10 protein-coding genes are annotated in these 12,224 nt (G+C 47.6%); 4 read left to right on the top strand and 6 right to left on the bottom strand.

Annotated features, from left to right (window positions below; genetic code table 11):
- Positions 1-163: 163 nt before the first annotated feature.
- Positions 164-1,327, bottom strand: a complete 1,164-nt coding sequence (locus tag AC2T0J_RS08995; RefSeq protein ID WP_489809797.1) for a CaiB/BaiF CoA transferase family protein — start codon at positions 1,325-1,327, stop codon at positions 164-166.
- Positions 1,328-1,456: 129 nt separating this feature from the next.
- Between AC2T0J_RS08995 and AC2T0J_RS08990 the strand changes: the two genes are divergently transcribed.
- The 3 genes from AC2T0J_RS08990 to AC2T0J_RS08980 are packed head-to-tail and all read left to right on the top strand — an operon-like array spanning position 1,457 to position 4,514.
- The gene (locus AC2T0J_RS08990; protein WP_489809796.1) at positions 1,457-3,127 is read left to right on the top strand and encodes an alpha/beta fold hydrolase; all 1,671 of its coding nucleotides are present in this window, start codon (positions 1,457-1,459) and stop codon (positions 3,125-3,127) included.
- Positions 3,124-3,783, top strand: coding sequence for a hypothetical protein (locus AC2T0J_RS08985; RefSeq protein ID WP_489809795.1), 660 nt, complete (start codon positions 3,124-3,126; stop codon positions 3,781-3,783). Before AC2T0J_RS08990 ends, AC2T0J_RS08985 begins: the two co-directional genes overlap by 4 nt.
- 17 nt (positions 3,784-3,800) lie before the next feature.
- Positions 3,801-4,514 carry a hypothetical protein gene (locus tag AC2T0J_RS08980; RefSeq protein WP_489809794.1) on the top strand — a complete coding sequence of 238 codons (714 nt, stop codon included), beginning with the start codon at positions 3,801-3,803 and terminating at the stop codon, positions 4,512-4,514.
- Here AC2T0J_RS08980 and AC2T0J_RS08975 read toward each other — a convergent pair whose 3' ends face one another.
- Positions 4,515-5,882, bottom strand: a complete 1,368-nt coding sequence (locus AC2T0J_RS08975) for an MATE family efflux transporter (RefSeq protein WP_489809793.1) — start codon at positions 5,880-5,882, stop codon at positions 4,515-4,517.
- Between the two features lie 260 nt (positions 5,883-6,142).
- Here AC2T0J_RS08975 and AC2T0J_RS08970 point away from each other — a divergent pair, with 260 nt between their 5' ends.
- Positions 6,143-8,212: a TonB-dependent receptor gene (locus AC2T0J_RS08970; protein WP_489809792.1), complete on the top strand. Its 2,070-nt coding sequence runs from the start codon at positions 6,143-6,145 to the stop codon at positions 8,210-8,212.
- Positions 8,213-8,445: 233 nt separating this feature from the next.
- Here the strand turns inward: AC2T0J_RS08970 and AC2T0J_RS08965 are convergent, their stop codons facing one another.
- From AC2T0J_RS08965 to AC2T0J_RS08950, 4 genes are all read right to left on the bottom strand, one after another.
- Positions 8,446-9,348, bottom strand: coding sequence for a hypothetical protein (locus tag AC2T0J_RS08965; protein ID WP_489809791.1), 903 nt, complete (start codon positions 9,346-9,348; stop codon positions 8,446-8,448).
- 20 nt (positions 9,349-9,368) lie between these two features.
- Positions 9,369-10,379 carry a zinc-binding dehydrogenase gene (locus AC2T0J_RS08960; RefSeq protein WP_489809790.1) on the bottom strand — a complete coding sequence of 337 codons (1,011 nt, stop codon included), beginning with the start codon at positions 10,377-10,379 and terminating at the stop codon, positions 9,369-9,371.
- A gap of 102 nt (positions 10,380-10,481) precedes the next feature.
- The gene (locus AC2T0J_RS08955) at positions 10,482-11,162 is read right to left on the bottom strand and encodes a hypothetical protein (protein WP_489809789.1); all 681 of its coding nucleotides are present in this window, start codon (positions 11,160-11,162) and stop codon (positions 10,482-10,484) included.
- Positions 11,163-11,319: 157 nt separating this feature from the next.
- A complete protein-coding gene (locus AC2T0J_RS08950) occupies positions 11,320-12,117 on the bottom strand; it encodes an alpha/beta fold hydrolase (protein WP_489809788.1) in 798 nt (265 codons plus the stop codon).
- Between the last annotated feature and the right edge of the window lie 107 nt (positions 12,118-12,224).

The raw sequence follows: 12,224 nt of genomic DNA, 5'->3' as shown, positions 1-12,224 counted from the left end.
TGTAGCCAGCGGCACACCACAGACTAAGAAACTATCAGCACAACGCTTTCATTTGGCTTGTATACCGCTCAGAAACTTCTGTAATAAACCTGTACACCAATGAGCCTAGGAAGCTGAGCTACTCAGCCTAAGGATTGTGCAGCTTTCAGGTAAACCAGCGAGGTTAAGCAACCACCCCGCCCTCTTCAATCAATCTGGCAATAGTTACCTCATCATAGCCCAGCTCAGTTAGTAACTGTGCTGCATGTTCTCCCTGTTGAGGGCGTGTAAAATCGGGCTTCGCCGGTTGCTTGCTGAATTTAATGGGTACACCTAAGTGGTACTTACCCTCAGTATCTTTCATTAACATTTCCCGTTCAGCCAGGTGGTTCTGGTGAATCGCTTCATGTAAATTACGCACCGGGGCCCAGCATACATCCACTGTTTCAAACCAAGCTTCCCATTCCTCCAGGGTTTTACTGAGGAAAGTCTCTTTAAAAAACGCGACCACCGGGCGCTGTGCCTCACCCGGCGCTGCTTTGCATAATGGATATAGATCTTCTCGTTGCAGTGCAACCAGCAGGTTATAGGCAAACTTCGTTTCACTACCGCCTAATGTCAGGTGACGGCCATCTTTGGTTTGATACACCTGATACATGGCTGAGCCCCCCCATGAACGCTCATCTTTTACTACCGGCGATCTATCTTCGGCAAATACCGGCCCCATGACATTTGGCGTCCAGGCCACTAAAGTATCCTGCATAGAAATATCCAGATAGTCACCCTGACCTGTTGTCTGGCGGGCATACAGTGCCATCATAATACCCGAAAAGGCCATTAAGCTGGCCGCCATATCGGCACAGGGCACGCCAGGACTGGCCGGTTGACCATCAGCGCCTTCATTTACGGCCACTAAACCGGAGTCTGCCTGGATGGACAAATCATGAGCGGCCTTCAAGCGTTTTGGTCCGGTTTGACCATAAGCAGATATAGAACAATACACCACACCAGGGTTACGTTGTGCAACGACGTCGTAACCAATTCCCAAGCGCTCGACAACACCTGGACGAAACGCTTCAATCACCACATCGGCGCCGTCCATTAATTTCAACAGTGCGGTTTTGGCTTCAGGGTGCTTTAAGTTGAGTGACAGGCTTTTCTTACCACGTCCGATATTACGAAACCAAATGGACTCACCGTCGGCTTTTAAGCCTACCTGACGGGTCGGCTCACCAGTGGGAGGTTCAATCATGATCACATCCGCACCATGATCAGCCATCATCATTGAAAGATGTGGACCTGGCAGAAACTGAGACAAATCAACAACTTTAATACCGGATAGCTTCATAACATTCTCTGTATTCGTAGGTGAATAGCCGCATAAAAGCGACAATAAAATTTGCAAACAGGATAGCCATAACGATATTGTTATGTCAATATATCTTATTATCGATCATGTTTTATCATAGGATCAGCGATGTCGGTATCAGTGCAACCCGTGTATCAGGCCTTTTGCAGCGTGCAGGGACGCAAAGTGCGTTATCAGATTAGTGGCACCGGCCCGGCGGTACTGGTTATACACGGTTCACCACAATCATCTCGGGCGGTGTTACCGTTGGTGCAGTATTTAGCCCAACAGGGGTTTTGTGCGATTGCGCCGGACACGCCTGGATACGGCTTATCAACCGCCCTTAATGAATCTCAGCAACCCACCACACTGGACTATGCCAGGGCACTGCAAGCTTTTGCTAATTCGCTAGGTTTAAAACAGTATGGTTTGTATGGATTTCATACCGGCGCAGCGATCTCCTGTACCCTGGCTGCCATCGCTCCTGACGAAGTAACTGCTCTGACCTGCGACGGTCTTACTGCCTGGACAAACGACGAGCGCAACACCATTTTACAAGGCTATCTACCACCTTTTACGCCTGTTTGGGACGGTAGCCACATGACGTGGCTGTGGGCCCGCATAGAGGAACAGGTCGCCTTTTTCCCCTGGCATGTGGCAGAACATCGCAACCTGATGGAGTACGACATGAGCCCGGTATCGCGGTTACATGCTAACGCCATGGACGTATTGCAGGCAGGGGACGGTTATCGGCTGGCTTACCATGCCGCATTTACGTTTGTAACCGAACACTGGTTACCACAGGTCCGTTGTCCTCAATTATTTGTTTGTCACCAAAATGATCCGCTAGCAAATCATTATAATCGGCCGGTTTTTAAAGAGTTTAACACTGAGTTGCATGACGATATGAATTCACTGTATGCCGCTATCGGACGTTGTCTGAAACAGCGTACCGGCACTGTCCGGCGTGCCGCACCAAAAACGATGACCGATAACACTGGCGTTACCCATGGCTGGGTAGGAAAGTCGGGGGAAGCATTAGCTTTTAGTGGCTGTTTAAGTCACTCCCGTAATGTCCCAATATTGGTGCTTTTGCCAGGTGCCGGGGAATCCAAGGCCATTTATGAGCGAATCATTTCATTACTAGCACCGACGCACAATGTCATCGCACTGGATTTACCTGGTCAGGGGGACTCTGAAAGTCTGCTTCAACCACCTGCTACCGTTGCCGCGCTGGGTGATTGGATTCACTCTGCTTTACATACATTAGCAATCAGTGACTATGTCGCAGTTGGGCATAGCCTTGGCGGGCGTATTGCCGCCTGGCTGGTTGAACAAGATTACGCCAAGAGTGGTGCAGCACTTAATATCAACACCCAACCTGATACCGATACAAACAACTGGCTGACCCACTATGCCAGTGATCTTACTCCGGCATGGGATGGTGCGCATTTGTTACGCGCGTTCCGCATTGCTCGCTGGGAGCGCATTTACAGTCCCTGGTATAACCGGACCATAGCCGGACGAAAACGTCCCGGTGACATACTGGAACCCGCAGCCATCCATCAACGTGCCTGCTCACTGCTAAAAGCCGGTGCTGCGTGGCCTGCGGCGGTTGCTGCTGAAACTACGTATTCCTGGTTAGAATGCAAACTACCTGGTGCGCGTTTTAACTATTATATCGTACCACTCTCTCAACACTGTGATACTGCCTTGTTAGAGCAAGCAGGCATCAGTGTGCAACCTCTTGGTACGCAGGACATGGACTGGCTATCAGTCCTGAAAAGGATGATCTCATGACAGAGATATTGGTAATGAAATACCTGCACCTGATGTGTCTGGTGTACTGGTTAGGTGGTGATCTGGGTACCTTTATTGCCAGCCGCTACTTACTAAATACTACACTGAGTGCCGAGTCCCGCCTGGTCGCAACTAAAATTCTGATTGCTTGCGATCAAGGACCACGCTTCGCCATGCCACTCATTTTGCCAACGGGCTTGCAACTCGCTTTCAATCTTGGCGTACTTGCTGTACCGACTATTGTAATGGCTCTCATCTGGTTAGTTACCCTCAGTTGGCTGGCTATCCTGATCACCTTACATGTTAAGCATAGCAGCCCTTCATGGCTCACCGTCAGTGACTGGGTAATCCGAATTGCCGTTTGTGTAACAACCTTAGGTTACGGTGTTGCCAGCCTCGTGTCGCACACCTCACTCAGCCCCGATTGGGCCGCCTGTAAACTCACATTATTTGGCATCACTGTACTGATGGGACTCTGTATTCGTATCAAGCTTAAGCCCTTTTTTGCGGTATTTGCCAACATTATTAATAATACCGTTGATGCGCAGACCAATCAGGTGATTGCCTCAAGTATCGGCGGTGCCCGCCCATTTGTCTTTGTTATCTGGGGATTACTTTTCCTGATTTCGGCAATTGGCCTTCATCTCATCATTTAATCTGTGGAGTATTAGCAATGAGCTATCAAACTATTCGGGGAAAAATTCTGTATACCAGTTTAAAGCCCGAGCGTATGAATCAGGAGCGGGGCCGGGAATATTTCTCTCTTACCGTACAACAGGACGAAACCCGCGTACTACACGCTCACTGCGAAATTGACGACGAGCCAGCGGTTATCAGAGACATTACCCTGGCCTTTGATAAAGATAACTATCCACAGGATTGCTTTAACCGCATTACCGTGGGTCATAAATTTGAAGGTACCGGCTGGTTTCGCTTTACCAACAATATGGCCGAATGCGAAACCTACAATCAGCGCGACGGCCGCATCAGTCAGAAAATTCCCCTATCCTCTCCTATCAGATGGTTAGGTTCGCACCCAATCGTTGCTGATGGTCTTGCGTGTAAGGTGTACGACCGCAGTGCCGGTTTAGGTAAACAGTTGTTTAATGACATGGCACTGACCAGCCCGGATCACCGCGGTGCTACCGGACCTATGCTGTTTCGTTTACGCTATGGCATTGAATACCTTGGCGAGAAAACCATTACCGTTCCTGCCGGTACATTTGAGTGCTATCACTTTGGCTACACGGATACGGCAGAAGGACTGCCAGAAGAACATCCAACGTATGAAGTATGGTGCACAAAAGACCATTTTATTGCCGTTGCGGCAGAGGCTGGCGGATACATGCAAACCCGCTATGAGCTTGTAGAATATTCGATAGAGTAATTACCCGGTCAGAATATATCTAAACCGGTATTCAGCGCGCCATGCAACGATACCGGTTTTAACGATATAGTCGAGCAGGATGGTCGCAAAAATCCATTCAATATCCGCGCCTATCGCCAGCAGCGCATAAGCTACGCTGAATCTGACCAACAATGGTCCAACAATGACACTGACCATTGGCCAGCGGGTATCGCCAGACCCCTGCAACGCCCCCACGTAAACAAAATCAGCCGCCATCACAGGCTGAATCAGGGCAAATATCAGTATAAAACTTGCCGTATAGCTGACCACCTCACCTTCAATCACCAACCAAAGTGCCAGCTCATCAGCAAAGATACCCAGTAAAATTCCCAGGAGGGACATCAAGCCCAGCGATATCAGCAAAGATGTACGAATAACCTTTCTGGCCAGTGCCGGGTTGTTCTGCCCCAATGCCTGACCCACCATAACGGCTGTGGCAATAGAAAAACCAAAACCAATCACAATGGACACCGCCATTAACATGATGCCTGCTCCGTAGGCAGCATAAGCGTCATCGCCAAAATGCGCTACTACCCATAAAAAAGCGAGTACCGATCCCTGACGTATCAATTGTTCGAGTATCGCCGGGTAACTCACGCGCCATATTGGCAGTATTTTGGACACTGGCCACACGCCGCTGAATAGGGACGATACCTTAGACCACAATAAGCCAAGCATTAACAGCAAACCTATAAAATTTCCCAGCCCGGCAGCCATAGCGACGCCACCAGAAGCAGTGATATTCATAAACGGCGCGTGATGCACAAAAGTAAAGGTAAGATACACAGTGAGGATATTTAGCAATATGCCGCAAACGAGAGGAATTGTAGTGATACTCATTGCCCTTAACGCACTGGCGAGTATTAAGTAAACAGCGATACCAGGAAGAAAAATACAGAGCTGATGGATATAGTCAATACTTTCCGTATGCGCCTCTCCGGCCAGACCAAGTCCGCTTAATAAAGGGTTAGCCGCAAGCCAGAACAATGCTGACATAAACAGAGAAATCAGTACCGACAGCAGCAAAGATGCGCGCAACCATTCGGCTGCCAATAAAGGGTCCTGACGCCCTATACTACGGGACACCATCGCCATAGTTCCCACATTGATACCCAGTAAAATGGCTTGCACTATAAAATATAAACGTTGGCCTCCGGTCACAGCGGCCAGCACATGGCTGCCCAGCGGGGCGATAATCTTAATAGTGAAGATCCCGACTACCGCTGACATAGCCTGTACTCCTCCAGCAGAAATCACCAGCGAAAACAATTGACTGATATCCACCTTGGAAGAGACCAACGACGTATCGTCACGGGAACTTGTCTGACACTCAGAAGTAATAGACACATCAATGCCTGTTGGTTTTATTTATGAAAAGACTACATTGTTATTACATTATGTCAATGCGACATTGAGATACTAAAGAAATCTACCACCATACGAAAAACCTCAATAAAAACCCTGATTAAATTTAATTATAAAAATGTAAAAAATGTCAAAGCGACTATTGCAATAGCACTAGATATGTCATATAGATATAACAAAGTGATTAATAATTATTCTAATAATACTTGCCGTCAAAAACCGACAACATTGGGAACCAAGTCATGAAAAAACACGCTTCAGTTTTAACATCAACCTGCTTCAAACAACTCTTACTTGCCACCGCAATATCTGCGGCTTGCCATAATTCAATGGCCCAGGAGCTCGAAAAAATTACGGTTACTGCGCAATATAAAGAGGAAGATCTACAGTCTGTTCCTATTGCGATAACAGCGCTAAGTGAAGAAGACATAGAGCTTCGCAATATGACTAATGCGCTGGATATCAACGAAACGGTTCCCAATATCAACATTGCTAAAAACACCGGTGCTGCATCTGGTATGAAAGTCTTTCTGCGGGGAATTGGTGAGGATGAATCACGCGCAGGTGCTGACCCGGCCATCGGTATCTACGTTGATGGCGTTTATATTGGCCGCCAAACCGGTGCATTACTTGAACTGGCCGACATTCAGTCTATTGAGGTTTTACGCGGTCCACAGGGTACCTTGTATGGCCGTAACTCAAATGGTGGAGCCATCAAGGTAACGACCAGACAACCATCACTGGATGACGAAGTAAAGCTTAAACTGAGCGCGGGGAATTACGATCTTGCCTCAGGCTACCTGATGGTTAACAAAGCGCTAAGCGATAAAATGGCGGCCCAGGTATCGTTGTACACCCAGAATCGGGATGGCTTTATGACCAACAAAGATAATGGTGAGAAGCTGGGCAAAGTTAACAAGGAAGGCGCTAAGTTAGCCGTTAAATATTACGGCGAAGTCTGGGATTTACTGTGGTCGGGCGATTTTTCAGCCGATAACTCTGAGCCCGGATATCCTTCTAAGGGCATGGACGATGACGGCGATTTATTCACTATCAGTCAGGCAGATTTTCCCCTAAGCGGATTAATCGGTGGAGACATACAGTTGGGCGAATTTGCCAACAAAACCTATCAGCGTGGCACCAGTTTTAGTGCGCACCGTGCCTTTGGTGACCTTCAGTTTGACTCTCTAACCTCTTACCGTAAATTAGACAATCAGTTTAATGCCATTATCAGTTTACCCTATTATCAGGAATTAAAGCAGGATCAGCGCACTCAGGAATTTCGCTTATCAGAATATACCGACCGTTATGAATGGGTAGCGGGACTATATCTGTATAACGAACGCATCGATCAGTATGCGGAGTTCTATCTGGGCAGCACCCAAATTTACATCAATACCGACTCTGCCGCTCTGTTTGGTCAGTACACCTACAACGCCACAGACGATCTACACATCACTGGCGGACTTCGCTACACATGGGAAGAAAAAGAATTCACTGGTATTGCCAGTGACGATTACTGGAGTGCACTGGGTAAAGCCAACGCCGGCGATCAATCGAATAACTGGAATGATCTATCATGGAAAGCCGCAGTCTCCTACGATGTGAGTGACGATCTAATGACTTACGCATCGATAACCACAGGTTTTAAATCCGGTGGTTGGTCGGTAGATAGTTTCCTGGCGGTAGAAGATGAAACGGTGGTGACCTATGAAGTGGGTATGAAAAGTGATCTGACTAAAACATTACGCTTAAACCTGAATGGGTTCTTCAATGATTATAGTGATCTACAAGTAAATGGTTCAACACCCATCGGCTTTACACGAATTAATGCCGGTGATGTGGAAACTTATGGAATAGAAGCGTCTCTTACCTATCAGATCACCGAGGATCTGCTTATTGACGCTTATGTTGGTACGCTTGAAGCGAAGTACACAACCCTCACGGAAGACGCTAAAGCGTTAATCGACAAAGACAATGAATTAAAGCAAGCACCGCCGCTAAGTTATGGCCTTAATATGACTTACTTTAAGGAAGTTGGCACCGGTAATATTGTGGCGAATCTACAATATGCCTACACCGATAAGCAGTATAACGATTTGGGCAACAGCGAACTCATCGCTCGTGATGACACCAATATAATCAATGCCCGGTTTGGATATACCTGGGGAACTGATATTGAATACAACGTTTCGGCCTGGGCCAAGAACCTGCTGGACGAAGAATATGCGGCAGCAGGTACAGCCGGTAACGCGGGGATTTACCCTGGTGACCCGCGTACTGTTGGGGTTGATTTCAGCGTAACATTCTAATCGGACTAGTTATATTGCCCTGTTTGGTTCTAGATAAACGCATTTGGTCACGGCGCGCCAATGGTAACCTGTTCATTCAGGTAAAAGCGGTGTAACAAAGCACAAAATGCGTTTATCAAGCCAGGCGGCTTTTGTATCAGGTTCGTAATAAATAGCTGAGAATAGCCGCTTGACGAAAAATAAAAAGCCCTGGTATGGGAAAACCATCCAGGGCTTTTTATTGTTAACTTGATCTACGAATCTTCAATCAGTTCAATTAGCTCACCTGCAGTGCCTCGGTAGAGTGCACTTCGACGACCGTTATAGAGCAGCGAGTCTGATTTTACAATTGGTCCCAGTGGTGAAAGGTCAACTGTATCCAGGTTATCCACCACAAAACTCACCATAGCAATACCGGAAGGTAAACCATTCGCTGTTGCAGGTCTCATCGGTAAGGATGCCACCTCATCAATTTCAATAAAAGTCTGTGCTTTAAACTGGATACTCGCAATCGGCATACGCTCATCAATATTGCGATCCAGAGCGTTGTTAATCACGGTAACCTTGGTATCAAAAGCCAGTGGTTTGGACGCACTCAGTCTGCTATACAACTCCATCGATGCATCCCGGTTAGGAACCAGTAATACCGGGATAAACAGACGGTCAACTTCGCATCGCGCCATGGGTAAATCGAAGGGGGGCACTTCGCGAAGAACACGGGTTAAATACAGTACTTCGCCGGCCGGTCCGGTCGCTTGAAAGGCTTCAATACCGTCGCTGACATCCAGCGGCTTAGGATCACCAATAATGGTAAATGGGCTGTCCTCAAATTTCCTGGCCAATGCATAGACATCGTCTACCAGTATTTCCAGAGACATCCAGCCAAGGGTCGAGATCGGTTCACTGATTTCACACCCCGACTGTTCTATACAACGTATCCAATTGTCGCCTAAAGCGTTTCCCATGATGACATAGGGACTGCCTGCCATCGCCGGACAGCCCCAGGCTGCCGCCAAAAGCGGATCGATATAACCTTCCTCGGTTACTTTTACACCCAGAAACTGCGTGTAAGCGCTTGTTATCCAGGCCAGATTGCGACACACCAGGGTGCCACAGAGCACGGGGCCCAGCGTGATATTACTCTGTTGCGCTGTCATATATTTTACCTTGCAAAAAATTAACGTAGGTCGGCGAGAACCTTACCCATGGATTGCCCCGACAGTAGCCGCTCTACCGCATCATACACTCCGTCAAGTCCTTTGAACTGCGGCGTATCAATACACACTTTTAGGTTTCCCTCGATGAAATCAGCAAACAGAGCATCCCTCGCTGGCGGCCATTTGTCGGCTAATAACCCATTCATAAATCCACGAACTGACGCGCTTTTGTAATACAGCTTATTCGCGATCCGAGGCCGTGATACAACTTCGGGCTTACCATCAAGATCTGCCGCTGCGCCACCGACAATTAAACGGCCATGGGGCGCAAGATTATCCAAAAACGCATCGTGTATAGAGCCACTTACGGTATCAAATGCAATATCCAGTTGGTCTTTATAGTGTGTGTTTAAATAGTCCGCCACATCGGTCTGGCGGTAATCAATAACACTATCAGCGCCTAATGATTTCACAAATTCCACTTTCTTTTCCCCGCCACATATTGCGATAACATGACAATCCAGGTTTTTCGCAATCTGCACCAGCAAATGGCCAAGCCCACCTGCGGCAGCAGAGATCGCAACGGTTTCACCCCGTTTGATTTCGCCGATATGATGCAGTGCAACGTATGCCGAAACACCTGTTGACGCTAGTACAAGCCATTCCGGGCGTGCATCAGCTACTTTATGAAAATCGCTGGCCGCGCCAATATTCCACTGCCTGTAACCCGACGGGAAGCGCGTGGTGATAACCACATCGCCTGGACGAAAGTCATCCACCCCTTCGCCAACCATCTCTACGATTCCCAGCGCCTCTACGCCGGTTAATACGGGTAATGTCAGCTTGACATAATCGACTGCATCGCGAGCAATTTGGGTATCAAAAATACCATTTACTCCACAATACAAATTGCGTACCGCCAGTTGATTAGCTGTTGGACCAGTTAAGGGCAGGTCAATAATACGAGTCGCCGATCGAAAAGTGTCTGCAAACTGCTGTAATTGTATTGCTGAGTAGTATTTTGGAAACATGACTTAAGCCTATTGATATACGTTTATAACATATTATCCTGCAGCACTGATGTCAATAAAGCAAGTGCCAGGCCAGTAGATAAACCAGCCTGGCTGATGGGGCTAGAATGGTTTGGTCGCGCCCAGGAAAGCGACACTGGAAATGCCAATCCAATATAGATAAGCGAGGTAGCGGGAGAAGCGAATAGACCGTTCAAGGCGACTTTCAACTTCATCGTTTTCACCTTTGGCAAGAATACGGAACATCTCTGTCCATTCACGCATTACAAAGCGCAAATGAAGACCTATCATTAACAGAATTGAGAAAAGCAGGATCTTGGCCGAAAACCATTTTTGCCCGGTTTCCGCCAAAAACGGGCCATAGCCAAGCAATGAACTGACCGCACACACTAAAATGAGCGGAATAAAGACAAACCGAATACGCTCATCCAGTTTGGTAAGCATTAAACCACGGTCTGTTTCACGATAGATAAACGCTGACCAGCACAGAATAAGCCAGGCTGCAAAAAATACCCAACTGATAGTTATGGCGGCGCCGCCATAAGGCTGTACACCCCAAAAATGGCCCATATGAAAGCCCAATGGGAATAACAACAGGATACCGCTGCGCGCAAGGATATCGATTCGATAAGCGGTTTCCATGTGCCGGCGACGCTCTGCCATTGGCAGCTTCCGGTTTACAATGTTATACGAGGATTGAAACACCCCCCATTCGCCACCTAACCAGTAGACCATAGCGAGGATATGCACCCATTTTAAAACGGCAAGTTCAGTAATTCCCATTTGCTGATTCACTATTATTGTTTAGAGAAGATGAACATAGGGTAGTTTTTCGGCGTAGGCGGCTCCTTAACAATTATCAAAGTCTTGATGTTTTGTTGGGAGTTATCGTGCTAAAAGAACATCCCACCGATAGCGGTGGGATTGAAAGGATCTTACACTACGAGCAGAAGAACTTACGCAGAATATTGGCAACCTGTTCAGGTTGTTCGAAGGTACACATTGCCCCACCATTGGTGACCAGTGCTGTTTGACAATTCTTAATTCGCTGTGGGCCTGTTGCCAGCAAGGCTTCGCTGTAAAACAGATCGTGTTCAGCACTAAATACCAGTGTCGGGCAGGCAATCTTTTCTGGCCATTGGTCTGACGCCATCCAATCCATGATCATTTCATGGATATCAAATTGACGTAGCCGGGCTAGCTGGCCGTTAATAAACGGCTTAAAACGCACTTCAAGTGGCGCCGTGGGAGCCAGAGCCTCATACCGCAACCAGGCTTCCGCAATAAACTTCCCGTCACTGTCCATCGGAATATCCCGGGACAGTGGCTTGCTCTTAATCGCCGCCAAAAATTGTTCGATTTGTTTTTTGGTGATCAGCATCTCACAAGAAATAGCCAGTTTCTCTACCCGTTTAGGGTATTTGGTGGCAATCGATGACGCCAGCGCTCCCCCGGAGTGATTCCCGGCCAGATAGACAGTGTCCAGCTCTAATGCATCCATTAACTGAACGGTTGCCTCAGTCAGCAAATCCATGCTCATACTGTCTGGCTCATAAGACTGGCCATGCCCTACCATATCGGGTGCTATCACCATAAAATCGTCACTGAGCAGTGGAATTATGTCATCCCATTCAACGCCACTCATTGGTGACTGATGAAGTAAAAATAATGCTTTACCACTACCGGCAATTCGATAATGTAGCTGCCCTTGGGGCAAATCCAGATAACATTTACGCATGGTATATTTCCATTCTGAGTCAGCGACTAAGGACAACCTCGGTCTTGTTCTACCGGAACAACGCACTTGATTTGAGCGTAACCGGCACATCGTTTAATTACCGGGAA

The organism is Alteromonas sp. ISO5 (assembly GCF_058105165.1).
The sequence above is the reverse complement of the archived record's forward strand: the minus strand, read 5'-3'. Positions and strand labels throughout refer to the sequence as shown.